Origin of the sequence: Rhizobium glycinendophyticum (assembly GCF_006443685.1) — a bacterium.
Lineage (GTDB): Bacteria > Pseudomonadota > Alphaproteobacteria > Rhizobiales > Rhizobiaceae > Allorhizobium > Allorhizobium glycinendophyticum.
Genome location: NZ_VFYP01000003.1, coordinates 317,478 through 338,084 on the forward strand (window position 1 = coordinate 317,478; position 20,607 = coordinate 338,084).

The 20,607-nt window shown below is 61.8% G+C and carries 19 protein-coding genes; 11 read left to right on the forward strand and 8 right to left on the reverse strand.

The genetic code is table 11. From position 1 onward, the window contains the following. The first annotated feature begins 2 nt into the window (after positions 1 to 2). Complete coding sequence (locus FJQ55_RS18625) at positions 3 to 1,091, forward strand: alginate lyase family protein (protein WP_246085191.1); 1,089 nt, start codon at positions 3 to 5, stop codon at positions 1,089 to 1,091. 9 nt (positions 1,092 to 1,100) lie between these two features. Here FJQ55_RS18625 and FJQ55_RS18630 read toward each other — a convergent pair whose 3' ends face one another. The 6 genes from FJQ55_RS18630 to FJQ55_RS18655 all read right to left on the reverse strand — a co-directional run bounded on the left by FJQ55_RS18630 (position 1,101) and on the right by FJQ55_RS18655 (position 6,079). After that, on the reverse strand, positions 1,101 to 1,328 hold the full coding sequence (locus tag FJQ55_RS18630; protein WP_140830711.1) for a hypothetical protein: 228 nt from the start codon (positions 1,326 to 1,328) through the stop codon (positions 1,101 to 1,103). Positions 1,329 to 1,556: 228 nt separating this feature from the next. Further along, positions 1,557 to 2,027 (reverse strand): chemotaxis protein CheW, encoded by a 471-nt coding sequence (locus FJQ55_RS18635; protein ID WP_062280871.1) that lies wholly within the window; start codon positions 2,025 to 2,027, stop codon positions 1,557 to 1,559. Positions 2,028 to 2,212: 185 nt separating this feature from the next. Next, positions 2,213 to 3,118 (reverse strand): MarR family transcriptional regulator, encoded by a 906-nt coding sequence (locus tag FJQ55_RS18640; protein WP_140830713.1) that lies wholly within the window; start codon positions 3,116 to 3,118, stop codon positions 2,213 to 2,215. Between the two features lie 128 nt (positions 3,119 to 3,246). Further along, positions 3,247 to 4,227 carry a PDR/VanB family oxidoreductase gene (locus FJQ55_RS18645; RefSeq protein ID WP_140830715.1) on the reverse strand — a complete coding sequence of 327 codons (981 nt, stop codon included), beginning with the start codon at positions 4,225 to 4,227 and terminating at the stop codon, positions 3,247 to 3,249. A 48-nt stretch (positions 4,228 to 4,275) separates the two neighbouring features. Continuing rightward, complete coding sequence (locus FJQ55_RS18650) at positions 4,276 to 5,019, reverse strand: GntR family transcriptional regulator (RefSeq protein ID WP_140830717.1); 744 nt, start codon at positions 5,017 to 5,019, stop codon at positions 4,276 to 4,278. Between the two features lies 1 nt (position 5,020). Then, positions 5,021 to 6,079, reverse strand: coding sequence for an aromatic ring-hydroxylating dioxygenase subunit alpha (locus FJQ55_RS18655; RefSeq protein ID WP_140830719.1), 1,059 nt, complete (start codon positions 6,077 to 6,079; stop codon positions 5,021 to 5,023). A gap of 225 nt (positions 6,080 to 6,304) precedes the next feature. On the opposite strand from FJQ55_RS18655, the gene FJQ55_RS18660 reads away from it, so the two are divergent. The 10 genes from FJQ55_RS18660 (at position 6,305) to FJQ55_RS23355 (ending at position 18,046) form a co-directional block, all read left to right on the forward strand. Then, positions 6,305 to 6,622, forward strand: a complete 318-nt coding sequence (locus FJQ55_RS18660; protein ID WP_208758226.1) for an ArsR/SmtB family transcription factor — start codon at positions 6,305 to 6,307, stop codon at positions 6,620 to 6,622. A gap of 109 nt (positions 6,623 to 6,731) precedes the next feature. Beyond that, on the forward strand, positions 6,732 to 6,932 hold the full coding sequence (locus FJQ55_RS18665; RefSeq protein ID WP_140830724.1) for a YgaP family membrane protein: 201 nt from the start codon (positions 6,732 to 6,734) through the stop codon (positions 6,930 to 6,932). Positions 6,933 to 6,942: 10 nt separating this feature from the next. Continuing rightward, a complete protein-coding gene (locus tag FJQ55_RS18670; protein WP_140830726.1) occupies positions 6,943 to 7,920 on the forward strand; it encodes an efflux RND transporter periplasmic adaptor subunit in 978 nt (325 codons plus the stop codon). Positions 7,921 to 7,970: 50 nt separating this feature from the next. Next, the gene (locus FJQ55_RS18675) at positions 7,971 to 11,162 is read left to right on the forward strand and encodes an efflux RND transporter permease subunit (RefSeq protein ID WP_140830931.1); all 3,192 of its coding nucleotides are present in this window, start codon (positions 7,971 to 7,973) and stop codon (positions 11,160 to 11,162) included. Between the two features lie 162 nt (positions 11,163 to 11,324). Continuing rightward, entirely contained in the window at positions 11,325 to 12,362 is a 1,038-nt protein-coding gene (gene bchI / locus FJQ55_RS18680; RefSeq protein ID WP_140830729.1) for a magnesium chelatase ATPase subunit I, read from the forward strand. After that, a complete protein-coding gene (locus FJQ55_RS18685; RefSeq protein ID WP_161596998.1) occupies positions 12,355 to 14,247 on the forward strand; it encodes a VWA domain-containing protein in 1,893 nt (630 codons plus the stop codon). The genes bchI and FJQ55_RS18685 overlap by 8 nt, the downstream gene beginning before the upstream one ends. Further along, a complete protein-coding gene (bchO, locus tag FJQ55_RS18690) occupies positions 14,244 to 15,152 on the forward strand; it encodes an alpha/beta fold hydrolase BchO (protein WP_140830733.1) in 909 nt (302 codons plus the stop codon). Before FJQ55_RS18685 ends, bchO begins: the two co-directional genes overlap by 4 nt. Continuing rightward, complete coding sequence (locus tag FJQ55_RS18695; protein ID WP_140830736.1) at positions 15,149 to 16,717, forward strand: phytoene desaturase; 1,569 nt, start codon at positions 15,149 to 15,151, stop codon at positions 16,715 to 16,717. Before bchO ends, FJQ55_RS18695 begins: the two co-directional genes overlap by 4 nt. After that, positions 16,714 to 17,886: a phytoene/squalene synthase family protein gene (locus tag FJQ55_RS18700; protein ID WP_140830738.1), complete on the forward strand. Its 1,173-nt coding sequence runs from the start codon at positions 16,714 to 16,716 to the stop codon at positions 17,884 to 17,886. Before FJQ55_RS18695 ends, FJQ55_RS18700 begins: the two co-directional genes overlap by 4 nt. Before the next feature lie 13 nt (positions 17,887 to 17,899). Next, entirely contained in the window at positions 17,900 to 18,046 is a 147-nt protein-coding gene (locus tag FJQ55_RS23355) for a hypothetical protein (protein ID WP_161596999.1), read from the forward strand. A gap of 43 nt (positions 18,047 to 18,089) precedes the next feature. On the opposite strand, the gene FJQ55_RS18705 is transcribed toward FJQ55_RS23355, so the two are convergent. Further along, positions 18,090 to 18,821, reverse strand: a complete 732-nt coding sequence (locus FJQ55_RS18705) for a carotenoid 1,2-hydratase (RefSeq protein ID WP_246085192.1) — start codon at positions 18,819 to 18,821, stop codon at positions 18,090 to 18,092. Positions 18,822 to 18,937: 116 nt separating this feature from the next. Further along, on the reverse strand, positions 18,938 to 20,521 hold the full coding sequence (crtD, locus tag FJQ55_RS18710) for a 1-hydroxycarotenoid 3,4-desaturase CrtD (RefSeq protein WP_281285507.1): 1,584 nt from the start codon (positions 20,519 to 20,521) through the stop codon (positions 18,938 to 18,940). Positions 20,522 to 20,607: the final 86 nt, after the last annotated feature.

The following is a 20,607-nucleotide window of genomic DNA, read 5'->3' on the forward strand; positions in this document are numbered from 1 at the left end:
ATTTGACCTATTGCAATCGAACCAGGCTTGCCCTGATCGCGACAACGTCGCTCCTCCTCGTCGGCACCGTCATTGGCGGTGCCTCCAAAGCCGAGGCTGCACAACAGACGTGTTTCACCGCGCCGAAACCCGTGATGAGCCTGGGCTTCGGCAGCCGGTATGAGGCAGCATCGAAGTCTCGCTCGGACCTCGACGAAGAATCGGACGCGAAAGTCACCAAGGCACTGAAACCGATCGACGAGTTCATCCAGGATCTGGCCAAGCAGATCACCAAGGCCGGTTCCGAGAAGGATCTGGTCACACGACGGCTGTACCAACGCTGTGTGATCGAGAACGTTTACACATGGGCCAAGGCCGATGCCTTGAACGACATGCGCACTGCGAACGCCAAGCTGTCTATCCCCTCCCGCGTTGGCGGCATCGCGATTGCTTATGCCGAAGCACGTAATCAGGTACCGGGACTGGGCGACAAGCAGCGGACCATCGAAGCCTGGCTTCTCAAGCGCGCACGCGAGACGGTCTATTTCTTCGACAACGAGGCCACCAAAGGCGCATCCCGCAATAATCTCCGTGCCTGGGCAAGCCTCGGCGTGGGCGAAGTCGGCATCCTGACGGAAGACCGTGCGCTGGTGGACTGGGCTCTCATGAGCAACAAGACCATGATCGAAGGCGCCTCGGGCGACGGCAGCATCCCGCTGGAGATGAACCGGATGCAATATGCCCTGCACTATCAGTTGCACGCCATGACACCGCTGGTCGCATCCGTCGCAAGGCTCTGCGATGCAGGTTACGGCAAGGGAAGCGCGGATTTTGGCAAGCTTGGATCGATGGCACGCTTTTCCGTAAATGCCGTGAAGGACCCCAAGATCGTCCAGAAGATCAATGGCAAGGCCCAGACGGTGAAGCCGGGACTGAAGACAAATGTCTCTTCGCTCGCCTGGCTGGAGCCTTACGTCGCTCTCAGCAATGATGTGAACTTGGAGAAGGAATTGTCCTCGCTACGTCCGCTGAGCAATTCGAAGCTCGGCGGAAACCAGACCGCGCTCTACGACGGGCGCCGGATCAGTTGCACCATAACGGCGCAGAACTAAAGCGCATCCTTATTCCGAGGAAAGCCGGATGCGGTGATTGATGAGCGGCGCCTCTGCGCGCCGAGTTTCGGCTGTCGATCGATTGGATTGACAGTCGTCCTTCCACTCGGCCACTTCAAGCGACACCAGCGTACGCACGGCGTCGGGCGAGAACGCACGACCATGCGTCCCGGCCAGAGCATCCTTGAGGCGCTCAAGCAGTTCTTCGGTCTGGTTATTCGGGGATTGCGTAGCCACGATATTCCTCCGCGATCATCCTGCGCCAAAGATGGGAATTGCGAAAGCGCTATACGAGGAGATTTGCGCCCGAAATCTTTAAAAAGTCGCAATTCTTCGTGAGCCCACCCCTGCTGAGGCGGCTCTTTTGTCGACGATGGCAAATGAAGTATGACGAAGAACGCTGAATAGCGTGGCATCTCGACGAGGGGCAGCAAAGGCTGGCGGACGTGCCGCCAGCCGGCAGAATCAGGCGGCCATGCCCCAGGAAGACGGGTCGTCTTCACCGAACATCCGCTCCAGGCTGAGGAAGCAGATCATGCTCTTGTCGTGCGCGATGATACCATCGGAGAAGGCAGCGCTCGGGCCGGTTGCCGCCGGCAGCGGCTGAAGCGTATTGCCAGCGACAGTGAGGATATCGGAGACGCCATCAACGAGCAGACCGACAGTCATGCCGTTGACTTCGGTCACCACCACCGCGCTACGTTCGGTTGCCTGGGCAGCCGGCATGCCGAGCTTCACAGCCAGATCAACGATTGGGATGACCGTTCCACGCAGGTTCATGACGCCAAGGACTTCGTAGGGAGAATGTGGAATCGGCGTGACCGGCGCCCAGCCGCGAATTTCGCGGATAGAGGTGGTCTTGACGCAGAACTCCTGCTGGTGAAGACGGAAAGCAATGATTTCGAGGGCATCTGCGGCATTCGACGTCGTGTTCATCTGGGGTCCTCCCGCGGGAAGCTGGGCGCGCTTCCCTGTCTATCGATGGCTCCGGCAACTCGACACACGGCCGGATGATTCTTGGTGGTGCACAACTGTGACCACTCTAATCACCAGCACTTAATGAATTTCTAAATTTGACCTCCAATACTGCAGCATTAGGGGAATTTCGGGAGTTGGCTCGCCTAGGCCAGCGCTTCGAGAGCAAGCGTTCGGAAATGGGACATCTGCCCGACACTCCAGGTGGAAAACTCGGTGACGAAGGCGTCTGACACCGATTGCACGACACCGGCGCGCGTAACGAATAGACCGCTCGATGCTGCATGCGCGAGAACATTGCCGACATGTTGACGCGAGACCTGGAAGCGTTGAGCAAGGACATCATAGCTGACCGGAAGGTCCCAGGACTGCTGTGAGCAGGTGGCAAGATAAGCGCCCATGACGGCACAGAGGATCAGGTAGCCGCTGTCTCTTCCGGTGAAGTCGACGATGGTGGCGAAGGGTGCAAACAGGACATCCTGTTCCTGATAACGCATCACCGAATGACCTACGAGCCGCGCCATCCTGTCTGGATCCGACCGGAACGTGTCTACCAGGGAAACACCTTCTGGCACGAGACGTTCAGAGGCCTCAAGAAAAGCCAGCGGCGACCGCGCCACCTCCTGGACCAGCGCCGGCGTTGCCCGCAACTGAACCGACCGCCGGTCGGAGGCATTGCGTTCCGCGATGACATAACCGCCGATCCGCAATCCGGCGATGAGATCGCTCACCTGACGCGGGCTGCCCGGCACGACGGCCTGGAGATCGGTCATACTGGGTGGAGGTCCGAGCCCCATGCGGAATCGCGTCTCAAGACCGATCAACATGTAGCAGGTGATGTACCGCATCTTCTGGGCGAAGATCTTATTCGCCGGCCAGCGGAAGGTGCTGGGTGCTGCCATGCTTCGGCAATAAGCCAGCATGGCATCGTTCAAGCCGGCCTGTTGCAAGAGCGTTACCGCCTGCTGCCAAACCGGCAAGGTCAGATACGGTTCGACGGTAGGATGGATTGGGCGGTGACCTTGACTCCTGACCGCCAGCGCATCGTGCATGAATCCACTCCCTGCATTTGAGAGAGGCATAACATGCCGATTCGCCGGCGGCGTCGACTGCGAGTTCTCGCAGTTTCACTCAAACAGGGTTGGCGATGGAACCCGGACGAGCATCGTTGCACGCCCTGTCAGGCCGCTTCCTCGCGTCGGTAACCCGTATCGATGACCACCGTTCCACCGCAGACCCGCGAGACGCAGGCACACATCTTGGCGGCCGAATGGCGCTCCTCGGTCGAAAAGAACACGTCGCGGTGGTCGATCGCGGCACTCGCCTCGACCACGCTGACGGCGCATAACCCGCACTCACCTCGGCGACAGTCGTAGACCATGTCGACACCGGCGTCCATCAGAGCATCGAGCATGCTTTCATCGGCCCGGACTCTGACGCGATGCCCGGTGCCGGCGACCTGCACCTCGAAAGGCTGTTCGATGTAGCGCCCGCTGTCACCGAAAACTTCGAACCTCAATCGGCTCATCGGTCGTCCACTCTCCTCCCAGAGTGTCCGTGCCGCCTCCAGCAACCCGTGCGGGCCGCAGATATAGACCTCACCCTCCGGGGGCAGAGCCTCGAACTCGGCTTTTAGGTCCAGCACCTGTCCCTCGTCCTGCAGCAATGTCCGCAGCCTGACGCCCGACAGATTTTCCAGCTCATCCAGAAACGGCATGTGGCCGCGGCTGCGGGCTGCATACAGCAGGTCGACCGACTTCCCTCGCCGAGCAAGAGCCTGAGCCATGCCGTAGATCGGCGTGATCCCGATACCGCCGGCAATGAGGAGATAATGCGAGGCGCGCCAGGAGAGTTCGAACCGGTTTTCCGGCTCGGTCATTTCCGTCTCATCGCCCGGCTGCAACTGCCACACGAAAGCCGAGCCGCCGCGGCTATTGGGATGCAGTTTCACCGCGATTTTCAGCGTGCCGGGCGCACTCGGGATGATCGTATAGGTCCGCAGTGCCGGTTCACCCCGGATGATGACCTTGATATTGGTGTGCGATCCCGGATCGAAACCGCTCCTCAAGCCCTCGACCGTAAAGGTCACGGCCCGCACATCCTCCGCCGGTGTCTCAATGGCGGTAACCACCGCCCGACGCCATTCCAGTCTCGACCGCATGAATCCTCCTCCTCCAAGTCTCTCAATCCACCGTCTCCGGAACGGCGGTCAGCCCGACATCAATGCCAGCGCGAGCACCTTGCCGCGCAGGTCCGGCTGTTCCTCCAGCACGAAATCTAGGTTCTGCCGTGCCAGGCGCGCATGCTCGCGGGCCAGCGCCTCCGCCCGCGCACCCTCCCGAAGCGCGATGGCCGACACGATCGCCTTATGTTGCGCCTGAGCGACCAGCAGGCTGCGGTGGAACGTCGGCACGCCCATCTCTGTGTTAACGAAGGCATTCGGACTGGCGAAAGGCAGACTCGTCATGCGCTCGATCTCCCTCCGCAGGACCTCGCTGCCGCAGAGATCGGCGAGCAAGGCATGGAACTCACCGTTCAAAGCCTCGTAGCGCTGAAAATCCATGGCGAGGGGATCGGTCGTCACCACGCCATCGAGCGTTTCGACGACGGCCGTGATGGCCTTCAGTTTTGTCGGCGCAACACCTCTTTCGGCAGCCAGTCTTGCGGCTGTGCCCTCGAGCACGCCGCGCAACTCAATCGCGTCAATGACATCCTGACGAGTGAACGACCGGACCGAATAGCCACCGGAGGGGATGAGTGCGACCAGCCCCTCCTGCTCGAGCTTCTGCAGGGCGGCCCGAAGCGGTGTGCGCGAGACCTTAAGCCTTGAAGCAAGTGCGACTTCCGACAACCGGTCGCCCGGCTCGATCTCGCCCTTCAGCACCAGATCGCGAAGACCTGATAGGGCCTTCAGCGTCTGCTGTTTCGGCGCCGTCTCAATCACTGGCACCATGTCACTCCGCCGCCGCGACATGCAGGCGCGCCGGCTCCTGTTCCGCCTCGATCATCCGATCGATCAGCTTTCGCGCCCACATCGAACCGGCGTCGATGTTGAGATTGTAGAACTGATGATCCGGATTGGCGTCGATTGCCCGCTGTTGCGCCTCCAGAACCTCCTCGTCCTCGCGGAAAACGCCGGCAACGCCCTCGCGCAGTTCATGGGTCCGTGTCTGGTTCCTCAGGTCGTAATTGCGGGCAAAAGCCCAGAAGTAGAGACAGGTCTTGTCCGTCGAAGGCGTGATCGTGTTGAGCACGTAACCGTTAACGCCCTTCGAGCGATCCCCCTGCGGCGCACCGCTCCCGGCTTCGGCCACACCGACATCGATTGTAACAGTGCAGGGCGCCTCGAAGCGGATGATCTGCCAACGATCGACCCGACCCGGCTTCCCATACTGCTTTCGCCAGAAGGGCGGCGGGTCGATGTCTTCCATCCAGCGGGTGATATAGGCGAAGCGATCGGAATGGCTGGCCTCGAAAGGCGCCTCTGCCACGGCGCGGTTGCCGATAGACGAGCCATGCACGAAGGTTTCATGCGTCAGATCCATCAGGTTGTCGACGACGAGGCGGTAGTCGCATTTCACCTCGATCAGTTTGCCGTCGGCAGCCCAATCCGGATCCTGGTTCCAATGCATGTCGGGAATGAGTGCGGGATCGGCAAGCGCCGGATCACCCGGCCAGATCCAGACGAAGCGATGCTTCTCTGCGATCGGATAGGATTTGACACAGGCCGACGGGTTGATGGTCTCCTGCGACGGCATGTAAACGCACCGCCCGGTCTCGTCATATTCGAGTCCGTGATAGCCACAGATAACGTTGTCGCCTTCGAGCCTGCCGAGCGACAAAGGCACCAGACGGTGCCAACAGGCATCCGCCAGCGCCACGGCGGCCCCATTTTCCTTGCGATAAAGCACAACAGGCTTGTTACAGATCGTACGAGCCAGCAACGAACGCTTTAGCTCGACGTCATAGGCCGCCGCGTACCAGGCATTCAAAGGGAATGTGGGTTTGGACATATCTGCTTCCTCCTCAGATAGGAGCAGTGAGCCACGATGTATACAGGATGTCAAATCCTACAGGAAATCTCCTGGATAAATCAGAGAAAATAGCCGCTTGACGAATATGCTGTATACATTGCGAGACGTTGGGAGATGTGCTTAGAGGCACCTCCTGGGCGCGAGAGCCCGTCGACAGATCCGCAAGGGCTTGAATATCCCGCAGTTGCCTTTATGTTCGTATCTATGAAGATAGATGCCGAATCCATGAAGAACGGCGCCGACATGGCGAGCGAACTGCTGAAGTCGCTCTCCAACAGATATCGGTTGCTCATTCTCTGCCGCCTCGCAGATGGTGAACATTCCGTGGGCCAGCTTGCCGAATTCCTCGGCATTCGCGACAGCACCGTGTCGCAGCATCTGGCCCTTCTGCGGCGGGAAAAGATCATTTCCGGACGGCGTGACGGGCAAACCATCTGGTATCGCATCGAGAGCGCACCGGCACGCGCCGTGATCGGCACACTCTACGAGAGCTTCTGCAAGACTGACACCTGCGCCGAGTGACGCTGCCCTATTTGCGCGCATGATCCACGGAACCACACAGGGCCAGCATTGACTTTCATTTGACCAGTATGTACGTAATCTCGTAGATACGAACTATTGGAGTATTTCTATGTCGATCGATCGCGCCGTTCTCGCCTTTGCAGGCTTCATGGTCCTGACATCCCTGCTTCTGACCCACTTTGTCCATTCAGGTTTCGTCTGGTTCACAGTCTTCATCGGGTTCAACCTGATTCAATCCGCCTTTACCGGCTTCTGCCCGGCAGCTGCTGTTTTTCGCAAGCTCGGCATCCGACCGGGTCCAGCCTTCTGAGGTATCACTCATGAATCGCACCGGGCGCGTCCTGCTGTCCCTCGTCCTCTCGGCCACCACGGTTGGCGTGGCCGAGGCGGCAGAGATCACGATTAAACCCGTCACCGTTCCGGAGATGAAGGCTGTCTTTGGCCAGATCCAGCCGCGCAACAGCGTGGCCGCCCGCGCCCGCTTGAGCGGCAGTCTCACGGCGGTTAAAGTGACAGAAGGGGACATCGTTCAGGCCGGCGACGTGATCGCCGAAATCAAGGACGACAAGCTCGACTTCCAGATCAAGGCGATCGATGCGCAACTGCTTGGGCTTCAGGCATCCCTGAAAGACGCCAGGGCCGAACTCGACCGCGCCGAGCGCCTGGTTCGCAGCGGTGCGACGAGCACGCAGCGCCTCGACCAGTTGCGCACCCAGGCGGACGTCATCGTCAACCAGATCGGCACGGCCGAAGCCCAGCGTTCGGTCATCGTGCAACAGGCCGCAGAAGGAGCGGTGATCGCTCCCGCGTCCGGACGGGTCGTTTCGGTCCCAGCCACCACCAGCGCCGTCATCATGACCGGTGAGACCATCGCTGAAGTCGCCGGCGGCGGCTTTTTCCTGCGTCTGGCCGTTCCCGAGCGCCATGCGGCAGATTTACGCCAGGGTTCGAAAATCCGCATCGATGCGGCCGGCAAGCCCCTGACCGGCACGCTGGCAAAGATCTATCCTCTGATCGAGGGCGGGCGAGTCACAGCCGATGTCGAAGTCGAAAACCTCGACACGCAGTTCGTCGGCGGTCGCGTGCTCGTGGAGGTGCCGGTTGGTGAGCGGCAGGCAATCCGGGTGCCTTCGACGGCCATCACCACCCATGCCGGCGTGGATTTCGTGACTGTCAAGGAGGGGGGCGGGACTGTGCAGCGCGCGGTCCTCGCCGGTGAACCCATGGGCGGCGAAGCAGAAACCACAGTCGAAATCCTCTCCGGGCTTGCCGAAGGCGACATCGTGGTGACCCCATGACCGATCCGATCAAGCATAATCCCGGCGCTCCCGCAGCCGACGACGCACCCATGACCGCTCTCGGCATCGCCGGCAACCTCACGCGCTTCTTCATTAGGTCACCGCTCACGCCCCTCTTTCTGATTGCAGCTTTGGCCTTCGGACTCGTCGCGCTCATGTCGCTGCCACGTGAGGAGGAGCCGCAAATTTCCGTGCCGATGGTCGACATCACCGTCCAGGCACCCGGCCTGAAAGCGGACGATGCAGAAAAGCTGATCACCGAACCACTCGAAACCATCGTCAAGAGCATCAACGGCGTCGAGCACATCTACTCGCGCTCAATGGACAATCGGGTCGTCGTCACCGCGCGCTTCCTCGTCGGCACCTCGCCTGATGCTGCAGTGCTGCGGGTTCACGACAAGGTCCGGGCCAATATGGACCGCATCCCCGTCGGCATCGCCGAGCCGAAGGTGGTCGGCCGTGGGATCGATGATGTGGCGATTGCAACCCTGACCTTTCAGCCGGTCTCCAGCGCGGGCGACAGGATTTCGTCCAACGACCTGACGCGGATCGCGCGGGAAGTGCGAAACGAGATCGCCAAGGTGGACAATGTTGGCCTCACCTACCTGGTCGGGGAAACGAGCGAAATTCTCCGAGTCTCGCCGCAGCCGGAGCGCCTGGCGCTCTATGGAATCACCCTGCAGCAACTCGCAGCCAAGGTAAGCGGCGCCAATTCCGCGATGCCGGCAGGTCAGGTTCGCGCCAACGGCCAGCAGATCGACATCATGGCTGGAGAAACACTGTCCACCCCAGCAGAGATCGGCAACCTGCTCCTCACCGCCAGAGACGGCCGGCCCGTTTATGTCCGGGACGTGGCGACGATCGCCTTTGCCACAGACACCAGCGACGCCCTCGTCGCCTCAGTCAGAAAGAGTGGGACGACGATCGAGAGGGTACCGGCCGTAACGCTCGCGATCGCGAAACGAGCAGGCGCGAATGCAGTCGTCGTCTCGGAAGCTGTCATGCAGCGTGTTGAGGCGCTGAAAGGCAAGCTGATCCCCGACGAAGTCGCTGTCGAAGTCACCCGCGACTATGGCGAGACGGCCAACGACAAGGCAAACGAGCTTCTCTACCACCTCGGCCTTGCGACAGTATCGATCATCGCACTGGTCTGGCTGGCGATCGGCCGTCGGGAAGCCCTGGTCGTGGCGATCGTCATTCCCATCACCATCCTCCTCACCCTCTTCGCGTCGTGGCTGATGGGTTACACCCTCAATCGCGTCTCGCTGTTCGCCCTGATCTTCTCGATCGGCATACTTGTCGACGATGCCATTGTGGTCATCGAGAACATCGCCCGCCACTGGGGCATGGGCGACCAACGCTCGCGTCGCCGCAGCGCGGTTGAAGCGGTCGCGGAGGTTGGCAACCCGACTATCGTCGCGACACTGACCGTGGTTGCAGCCCTGCTGCCGATGCTCTTCGTCTCGGGAATGATGGGGCCTTATATGAGCCCCATTCCCGCCAATGCTTCGGCGGCGATGGTTTTCTCATTCTTCGTCGCGGTTATCGTCACGCCCTGGCTGATGCTGAAGGTGGCTGGGAATCCGCCGCATCACGAACATGGCGCCGATCACGAAACCGGTGGTCGGCTGGGAGGGCTCTATGCGAGAGTGGCGAGGCCAATCCTCGCCAGCAAGACCCGCAGTTGGGCATTCCTCTCCGTGGTGGGCCTGCTCACGCTGGGTTCGCTGTCGCTGTTTTACACCAAGCATGTGACCGTCAAGCTTCTGCCTTTCGACAACAAGTCGGAACTGCAGGTGAGCATCGATCTTCCGGAAGGCTCGACCATGGAAGCAACGGACGCGGTTGCTCAAGCCGTCGCGCGCCTTGTGCTCGACCTGCCGGAGGTAACATCCGTACAAACCCATGCCGCGACGGCCGCCCCCTACAATTTCAACGGCCTCGTGCGACAGTCCTATATGCGCTCGGCATCCTATCAGGGTGACGTTGCCATCAACCTGACCCCCAAGGGCGACCGCGACCGCACCAGCCATGAGATCGCGCTGGAGATCCGCAACCGGATCAAGACGATCAAGATGCCCGACGGCACCAGCCTGAAGGTCGTTGAACCACCGCCGGGTCCGCCGGTCATGGCAACCCTGCTGGCCGAGATCTACGGCCCGACCCCATCCATTCGGCGTGCGGTTGCTGCCAAGGTGGAAACCGCTTTCCGTTCGGTGCCATTCATCGTCGACATCGACAATTCCTATGGCGTCGAGGCACCGCGCAAGCGCCTGACCGTCTCGACCGATGACGCGGAGTTTTACCGGGTCGAAGAAAGCGACGTGTTCGACACCATCTCCATCCTGAGCAACGGCAAGACAATCGGCTACTCCCATCGCGGCGATGGACATCCGCCGATCCCGATCCGTCTGGAGCGGCCGCGAAAGGACAAGGTGATCGATGAACGCTACCTGTCGACCCCGATGCCGGCCAATGTTCTTCCCGGCGACAGAGGTGTCGTCGAGCTGGGCGATGTCGTTCGTGTCACCGACGAGATGACCGAGCTGCCGATTTTTCGCCACAACGGCATGAATGCCGAAATGGTGACGGCAGAACTGGCAGGCAGCTTCGAAGCACCGCTCTACGGCATGCTCGCCGTCCAACAGGCGATCGATGCGCAGGACTGGACGGGTCTTCCCAAGCCCATCATCGCACTGCACGGCCAGCCCCAGACTGAAAACCAACCGGCGCTGCTGTGGGATGGCGAATGGGAGGTAACCTGGGTAACGTTCCGCGACATGGGAGCCGCCTTCATGGTCGCGTTGCTCGGGATCTACATCCTCGTCGTTGCCCAGTTTGGTTCCTTCAAGATCCCGCTGGTCATCCTGACGCCGGTGCCGCTGACCTTCATCGGCATCCTCGGCGGACACTGGCTGTTTGGAGCGCCCTTCTCCGCAACTTCGATGATCGGCTTCATCGCACTCGCCGGCATCATCGTGCGCAACTCCATCCTGCTCGTCGACTTCATCAGACACGCAGACCATGGAGATCGAAAGCTCACGGAGGTACTGATTGAGGCCGGCTCGGTGCGATTCAAGCCGATCCTCCTGACCGCGCTCGCCGCGATCATTGGGGCGGCGGTAATTCTCACCGATCCGATCTTCCAGGGTCTCGCCATCTCGCTTCTCTTCGGCCTGATCTCTTCGACCCTGCTTACGGTGCTGGTGATCCCCGCAATCTATCGTGTCTTGCGAACTTGACACAAGCCGATTGAGCAAAAGCGTCAGGACGCAGTCCTATCGCGCCCTGATCAGGTGCAAAGGCAGGTTGTTCAACGCCTCGATTTAATTTCATCCGACCCTCTTCAACAAGCCTCAAAAAAGTGTAAACATTAGTTGACACTCAAAGCTGAGGCAGATCCGTTGGCTCAACCGTTTCCGTTCGCCGCCATTGTTGCGCAAGAGGATATGAAAAAGGCCCTGCTGATGGCGGCCGTCGAGCCGCTGCTGGGTGGCGTGCTGATTTTTGGCGACCGGGGCACCGGCAAATCAACGGCTGTCCGGGCGCTTGCAGAACTTCTGCCGCGCATCGAAACCCGCACCGGTTGTCGCTACAACTGCCTTCCAGCCGAGCCACAAGCCGCCTGCCCAATCTGTTCTCCGGATGGCGACGGCAAACGCCCGCCGATCACAAAACGTCGTGCACCGATGATCGACTTGCCTCTTGGAGCAACCGAAGACCGGATCTGCGGCGCGCTCGACATCGAAAAGGCGTTGGTGGCAGGCGAAAAGCATTTTGAGCCGGGGCTGCTGGCAGCAGCCAATAGGGGCTTTCTGTACATTGATGAGGTCAACCTTCTCGAAGATCACCTTGTCGACCTCCTGCTCGATGCAGCCGCCTCCGGCGTCAATGTCGTGGAGCGCGAAGGCCTCAGCATCCGCCATGCCGCACGCTTCGTCCTCGTTGGCTCCGGCAATCCGGAAGAAGGCGATCTGCGCCCCCAATTGCTTGATCGCTTCGGCCTCTCTGTCGAAGTCCGCACCATCGAGGACCTCCCGCAGCGCATCGATGTCATCCGGCGACGGGATGCCTACGAGACCGATCCGGAGGCCTTCTGCAAGAGCTGGGCGAAGCGGGATGCCTCGATCGGCAACCGGGTTGTTGCCGCCCGCAGGATCCTACGCGACGTCGAGATCCCCGACCACGTCGTGATGCGGATGTCGCAGCTTTGCTTGCGCCTTGGCATTGACGGGATGCGCGGCGAACTGACTCTGATGCGCGCCTGCCGCGCGGCAGCAGCACTGTCCGGCAGCCGAACCGTCACCTGGAACGACGTCGCGGAGATCGCCCCCATGGTGCTGTGCCACCGCCTGCGCCGCGATCCACTCGACGATGCCGGTTCGACACCACGCATCGAGCGGGCGCTTGCAACTGTCGATGCCGGCTACGGCCATGGCTGAACTCGGCCCCCACGAAGCCTTTGATCTGGCGTTGGCGAAACACGGTGCCGAACAATGGGCCGATGCACTTCTTGCCGCAGACATACTTCGCTGGGGAGGCCACCGGATCGGCGGAATCTGGCTGACGGCGCGGGCCGGTGGCGTCAGGGACGCATTTCTCAATCATCTCGGATCGATAATTGGGTCACAGGATCGCTGGACACGCCTGCCACCGGGAAGTTCGCTCAGCAATCTCGTCGGCGGTGTCGATATCGCTGCCACCGCGGCACTGGGAACGCTGGTGCGCCAGCCCGGTCTCCTCTGGCGTGCGAGGACTAGCCTCCTGCTGATCCCGATGGCGGAACGCCTGGACCCCACGCTCGCGGCCATAGTCGGCACAGCCATGGACCGCCAGGCAGACGGCGGGATGTGCATTCTCGCGCTCGACGAGTCGATTGAAGACGACGACATCCTGCCGATTTCGATTGCCGATCGCCTCGCGCTGCGCGTTGACCTGCATGCTGTCGCCTGGCATCACGTGACGGAGACGTCCACGGCCGGAGCCGCATCGCTCGCGACATTACCCCGGTTTGCAATCGAAAACTGGACCTCGGTCACCATCAATGACGCGACCCTGACATCGCTTAGCGCCCTTGCGCAGTCTAGCCGTCACAGTTCGCTGCGCATCCTGCGCAACCTCGTTCAGGTGGCTAAAATTCTCGCCCATATCGACGGTCGGGATACGGTCAACGACACCGATGCGTTGACGGCGCTCCGCCTATGTCTGGGGCTACGACTTACCCCATCCTCGCAGGACCAGCCACCCGAACCGGACGGTGGCGAGCCTCCACCGCAGGCACAGGCAGGCGAGCAGGATCAGCCCGCGGCACCGACCGAAACACCGCGTGCCGAAGCACCACCCTCAGACAACACAGCCGAGCCTGCGCCTTCCCGCCTCGACGTCCTGACGGAACTGCTCGCGGCTGTGCAGGCGGGCTCCCTCTCGGGTAACCCGCTGCTTCTTTCCTCCGAGCGCCCGTCGCGTGAAAAGAGACGCTCCGGCAAGTCCGGCAGCGAACGCAAGAACGCCCGGCGCGGCCGTCCCTTCGGCCTCGGTCTTTCACCCCCCTATCCGGACGCACGCCCCGGCATCGTGGCAACGCTGCGTGCTGCAGCACCCTGGCAGAGGACGAGGGCAGCCCAACGAGCGCATATCGCAGCAACCGCCACTCTCACGGCGGCCGACGGCCTGCCGTCAGCGACGGTCCCACCCCCCGCCCCGCCGCGCGCCTACGTGACCCGCGACGATTTCCGCTATCAGCGCCTGCGTCATGCCGCCCCCTCCACCGCCATCTTCGTCGTCGACGCATCCGGCTCCACCGCGCTGGAGCGCCTGGGTGAAACCAAGGGTGCGATCGAACATCTGCTGGCGCGCTGTTACGTGAGGCGCGACGAGGTTGCGCTCATTGCCTTTCGCGGCACGAGCGCGGATGTCCTCCTGCCGCCGACCCGCTCGCTCGTCGCCGCCAAACGTAAACTCGCGGCCCTACCGGGTGGCGGTCCGACACCATTGGCGTCCGGTCTGCAGAAGGGACTTGAACTTGCACTTGCCGTGAGGCGACGCGGGAGCACGCCCATACTGGTGCTTTTGACCGACGGCAGCGGCAATGTTGCACTTGATGGAACGCCTGACCGCGCCCGCGCCGCGGAAGAATTGACGCGCCTTGCCCGTCTCTACAAGTCGAATGGGTTGAAGACCGTCTGCATCGATATCGCTCGGCGTCCGCGTGACAGCGTGGCCGCCCTTGCCCGCGCACTCGGAGCCGACCTGCACCTGCTGCGTCAAGCGGAAGCAAGGGGCCTGTCCGACCTTGTCGACACCTCGATGAGGGAGGCCAATCGATGAACCGCCGACGCGAATGGCTCGACTGGGAAACCGACGGACGCAACTGGCCGAACCGATCGGCGAGCCAGTTCATCAGCACTGCGGACTATCACTGGCATGTCCAGATCGCCGGTCCGCAAGACGCGCCGATGATCCTGATGCTGCATGGAACCGGTGCGGCCTCGCATTCCTGGCGCCAGTTCCTGCCGCGATTGTCGAAGCGTTTTCGCGTCGTCGCTCCCGACCTGCCCTGCCATGGCTTCACGCACCCGCGCGGTCATGCCGACCTCTCCCTGCCCGGCATGGTCCAGGCGCTGTCTGATCTGTTGGCGACGCTTCATCGGGGGCCGGCCGTTATTATCGGTCACTCCGCAGGGGCCGCGATCGCCGTCACTCTTGCCGCCAGACAAATGACGACCCTGCCCCGTCATGTCATCGGCATCAATGGCGCCTATCTCCCCATTCGTGGCAACGCGCTGTTTTCCCCCATGGCGAAGGCTCTGTTCGCCAATCCTTTTTCCGCCTCGATGTTCTCACTGCTGTCGCGCGTCACACCGCTCGGCGGCAACCTGCTCTCCGCCACCGGATCGCGGATCGACGAGGAGGGGAAGGCCATCTACTCGATGCTGCTCGGCTCGTCGGGCCATGTCCATGGCGCACTCGGCATGATGGCAGCCTGGGACCTCACCCGCTTCGACGCGACGCTGCGTCGCCTGGCATTTCCCATGACGTTGATCGCCGCCCGGGACGATCCCATGGTGCCGCCAGAGAATTCGAACCATGCGGCAAAGCTGGCAGAGGGTAGTCGCCTCGTCTCGAGCGCAAACGGCGGCCACCTCCTGCACGAGTGCCAGGCCGAGCGCGTGGTTGAGTGGATTGACAAGGCGATCGGCGAACAACGGCCGAACGGAGTGGATGCAGCATGAACATCTCCAGCCGCTTCCCTACACCCGCAAGACCACAGGCCGACACGCGCCCCCATGCCGCGATCATCGGCGCCGGCGTGGGAGGCCTGGCCACCGGCGCGCTCCTCGGCGCCAAGGGCTACCGCGTGACCATCCTCGACCCGCTCGACCAGCCGGGCGGACGAGCATACGCACATCGCCAGGACGGCTTCACCTTCGATGCCGGCCCCACCATCATCACGGCCCCCTGGCTGTTCGAAAACCTCTGGCGCGACTGTGGCGGCAAGCTTGAGGACGATGTCGACCTGAGACCGAACACGCCCTTTTACCAGGTGCGTTTCGACGACGGGACGATCTTTGACTATTCCGGTGACCAAGTCGCTATGGAGGCGCAGATCGCAGAAATTGAGCCGCGCGATGTCATGGGCTATCGCAGCTTTCTCGACGAAAGCCGCCGGATCTACGAAGTGGCCTTCGAGCAATTGGCCCACAAGCCCTTCCACAGCCTATTGTTCACCGCAAAGACCCTGGCACGTCTGGTGAAACTCGGCGGATACCGCTCGGTCTACTCCGTGGTCTCCAGTCATTTCCGCAGCGACAAACTCCGGACCCTGTTCTCCTTCCACCCGCTGCTGATCGGCGGCAATCCCTTCTCCGCGACCTCCTTCTATTGCCTGATCGCGCATCTGGAAGGCAAATACGGCGTGCACCACGCGGTCGGGGGAACGAACGCTCTCGTTCGGGGGATCGCCAGCCTGGTCACCCGCAATGGCGGGCAAATCCGGCTGGGTCAAACAGTCACCGAAATCGAGACGGAGGGACGCCGTGCCAGCGGCGTTCGCCTTGCCTCGGGTGAGCGCATCTCCGCCGACATCGTCATCTCCAATGCGGACCCGGCGACCACCTATGGCAAACTGCTCAAGACCTATCCGCGCCGCCGCTGGACAGACGTGAAGATTGACCGCGGCGATTATTCCATGAGCCTCTTCGTCTGGTACTTCGGCACGAACCGCCGCTATGACGAAGTCAAGCACCACACGATGATCTTCGGTCCTCGCTACAAGGGTCTACTGGACGACATCTTCCGCGAGCGTCGGCTGGCAGAGGATTTCAGCCTCTATCTGCACCGCCCTACTGCAAGTGATCCCAGCTTGGCACCAGAGGGCGGCGATGCCTTCTACGTGCTGAGCCCTGTGCCCAACCTCGCCGGAAACACAGACTGGGCAGTCGAAGCCGAACGCTATCGGCGGCGGATCGAAAAGCGGCTGGAAGAGACCATGCTTCCGGGCCTGTCGCGTCACATCGTCTCCTCATTGATCGCCACCCCCCTCGACTTCCGCGACCGCCTGCTTTCCTGGCAAGGAGCGGCCTTCGCGCTGGAACCGAAACTGCTTCAGAGTGCGTGGTTCCGGCCACACAATAAAAGCGAAGAACTGGACAATCTGTACCTCTGCGGTGCCGGAACGCATCCGGGTGCCGGTCTGCCCGGCGTCGTCTCGTCCGCTCGCATCGTGGCCGACCTCGTGCCGGCCCCTGCCACATTCGTGACAGGCGTTGAGGGTGCGACCAGAGGACAAGCGTCATGACGGCGTCCGAGATTTCGCTCCAGGTCGGCAGAGAAAGTGGGCACCTCGCCCGCCCGCTGGCCCGCCGACCGGTGATCCTGAATTATGGCTTTTCCGGCGAGGTGGAGGACGAAAAGGCCTGCTCCGCCGCCATCCGCCGTGGCTCCAAATCCTTTCATCTGGCCTCACTGATGTTACCGTCGCCTACCCGCCAGGCGGCCCGAGCGCTCTATGCTTTCTGCCGCCATTCCGACGATTTGATCGATGCCCCTCGCAGCGGTCATTCGGCGCTGCAGCGCCTGCGTCTGCGACTGGATCAGATCTATGCCGGCGACCCGGCGCCCTTTGCCTGTGACCGCGCCTTTGCCAGGGCCGTCGAAGAACATGGCATTCCCAAACCCGTGGTCGAGGCCCTGCTCGACGGCTTTGCAATGGATCTCGACGGTCGGCGCTATCAGACCCTTGACGAGTTGAAGAGTTATGCAACCTGTGTCGCCGCAAGTGTCGGCCTGATGATGGCCGCCGTCATGGGCGTCAGCGATCGTTTCGCCCTGGCGCGGGCAGCCGATCTCGGCCTTGCGATGCAACTTACCAATATCGCCCGCGACGTCGGCGAAGACGCGCGCAATGGTCGGCTCTATCTGCCGCTCGACTGGCTCTCCGATCACGGCATCGAGGCAGACGCCTTCCTGGGCGATCCGCGGTTCTCCCCGGCGCTCGGCGATGTTGTCCGAAAGTTGCTGCACGAAGCCGACCGCCATTACCGGTTGGGACATGCCGGCATCGCCTCTCTTCCGCCCGCCTGTCGGCACGCCATCCGGACTGCGGCCCTGGTCTATGAGGAAATCGGCACTGCAATCGCCGCAAACGGCTTCGACAGCATCACGCACCGGGCGCGAACAGCGCTTGGCCGTAAGCTGACGCTGCTGGTCAGGGCACGTCGTCCAGATTGCCGCCTGGCAATTGGCGGTCATGTCTCACTGCAATCCCCCGCAGACTCCGCCTCTGCAAGCTTGGTTTCCCTGGCGAGCGCAGCGGCGGCAACCGTTGCTCCGCGTCAGTTCGCCGAACAAACAGAGGGCACTGCTGGGAGGCTGACCGCAATCCTCCTGCGGCTCCAGACCCAGGCAAGAGAGGAGCGCGACCTTCGCCGCCTCGCGGCCCGGGAGAAGGCGGCGAGCCTTGCTTGAGCATTATTTCGGATTGATCGAAGCCCTCTTTGTCTTCGGACTGGCCGTTGCATTTTACATCTGGCAGATGCGCGACCTGAAGAAAGAGAATACCAAAGCGCGGAAGGCCGACAAGCATCGCCCGCCGGAGAACACCGACATCGCGGGCGGCGGCCCCTGAAACGATCTTGCCAACCTGATCGGAGGGCGTGCTGTCGCAAACTTCAACCACGGCGTGGCATCCGGAACGGCAGCATCAGGCGCACCAACGGCATCGACAGCCGACGACAATCCAGCGTCTCGTGCATCATCAGGAGCGTCTCTCCGTCCAAAACGGTTTCGACGAGCGAGCGGCGATAGAACGGGCTGTCCTCCAACCGCCGTACGAGTTCAGGAGATGACCCGTCCGCTACGGCGACCCCGCCCCCGACGCCCCAAAACCCGCGCGGCAAGGTCTGGCGTCGAGGTAGGTCGAATTCGTGCAGATCCCCTTCACGGGAAAAGCGCAAACCCAACCGTTGCTCACCACCGCCGACAGCCAAGGCATCGTAAGTCAGAACGGCGCCGCCATCAGCGGCAGCACCCCGGGCCCAATCCCATCCAATGAAATCCTGCTCAAGAGGACGGTCACCCCAATTCGTGTCACGATACCCCTCGCCCGACCATCCCCCATTTGAGAAGGCTCCGCCAGTCACTTCGACACGCGCAGACGGCATGCTCGGCGACCAATGATGGCGACCGTGATCGTCGAGGCGAAAGACGTGCGTCGGCAGAAATCGTGGCGTCAGGACCATCTGACCACGCATGCGTCTGGGCCAAAGCCGCTGGCCGGGCCAGGGCAGGAAAACTTCGTCGAACGAGATCCGCAAGTCACCATCCTCAAGCGAAAGGCTGCTTCTGCCGATCTGCAGGTGGTTGGCGCTGCGCGTCACCGCCGCCCGACTCCGTTCGGTCATTGCCCACGCATGTCCATCGGGTCCGTACAAAGCAACGTTAAAAGCGACATGGTTTTCGGGCTCCGCCCGTCCCGACCAGTGGTAATAGGGCGAGAAGACTGAGCCGACGAAGGCGATCACCGTGAAGGCGAATTGCCCGCAATCGCTGGTCCCGTCGGCATACCACCAGCGATAACCGCCCGCCGGGACATGCCCGCCGAATCCCTGTCCTGCTGGATCAAGGCTGCGGCCAGCATGCCCGATAGTGCCGCCATCGGTATGCCCGGTCCCGGATGCACGCTGCCGCCGGCCAGATAAAGGCCCGGCACCGGCCCCTGCGTGCCCGGGCGCTGGAACGAGGCCATCCATCCGTGCGACGGCATCCCGTAAAGTCCGCCCCCGCTGCCCGGATAAAGACGAGCGAAATCCTCCGGTGTCGTCAGATGCGGGATATCCGTGCTCTGCTGCAGTTCCAGCCCATTCCGCGCCAGACGGCGCTCCATCCCGGTGAGACATGTCTGGATCTCGCTTTCGTCGTAACGATGCCGGTCGCCGTTGGCCGGCAGGTTCATCAATGCGTAGATGCGCTCGGGTTTCCCAGGGGTCAGGGAGGCATCAGGTCGTCCGTCATCGCTTCGGTCCTGCGCGCAGAGATAGATGGTCGGGTCGGCAGGCGCCCGCCCCTCGCGAAAGAGTTCGTTGAATTCCCGCTCGTAGCCGTCGGAAAAGAACACAGAATGATGCGCAAGCGGAACACCTGAGGGTACGGCGAGGCTGCACCGGATGAGCGCGGAGAGCGAGCGGGCGGGTTTATGCGCCGGGCGAAGAGGTGTGCCGAGCAGCTTCGGCAGCCCGCCGATGTCACCGTTGTAAAGGACCTGCTTCGCCTCGATCCGCCGGCCACTTTGCGTCTCGACACCGGTAACCAACTTGCGAAGACCATCGATGGTAATGGCCACCGCAGGATCGCCGTACAGGAAGGTCACGCCAAGGCCTTGCGCGATCTCCGCCAGCTTCTGCGCCAACTTGTGCAGCCCGCCTTCAACCATCCACACCCCCTCCTGCTCGACATGCGCGACCAGCATCAGGGTCGCCGGCGCGGCAAAGGGCGAGGACCCGCAATAGGTGGCATAGCGGCCGAATAATTGGCACAGGCGCGGGTCGGCAAAATAGCTGGAGAGAGCCGACCACAGCGTCGAAAACGGCTTGATCGCCAGGAGATCACCCGGCCGGGATAGGCCGATACGGCGCGACAGGGAATAGGGGTTAGGTCGGGATGCCGCGATGAAGCTGTCCTTCAAAACCCGGTAAATCCGCTCACCATCCTCAGCAAAACGGCGGAAACCTTCCGCCTCGCCCATCCCGGCAAAATCACGGATCGCGCGACGACTTTCATCGACGTCGCCATAGAGATCGAGGCTGGCACCGCCAGTCCAGAAGTGACGCGCGAGAACCTTGGCCCGCTTCAGCGGAACCTCGTCCTCCAGCCTGCGTCCGCAGACCTGCATCAACTCCTCGAACACCCATTTCATCGTCAGAACGGTCGGACCAGCATCGAACGGACGACCACCGACATCAACCTGTCGCAGCTTGCCGCCTGGGCAAGACTGCGCCTCGATGACAGTCACCGAAACACCGGAAGCAGCCAGCCGCATTGCGGCAGCCAAACCACCGATCCCGGCTCCAATGATGGCGACGGTCTGTTTGTTGGCGTCGCTCAAGAATGTCTCCCGACTGCGTTGACTTCTGCATCACATGTGTCAATGTTTCTTTACACAATATAGCGTAACGAGATATTTACAACTGC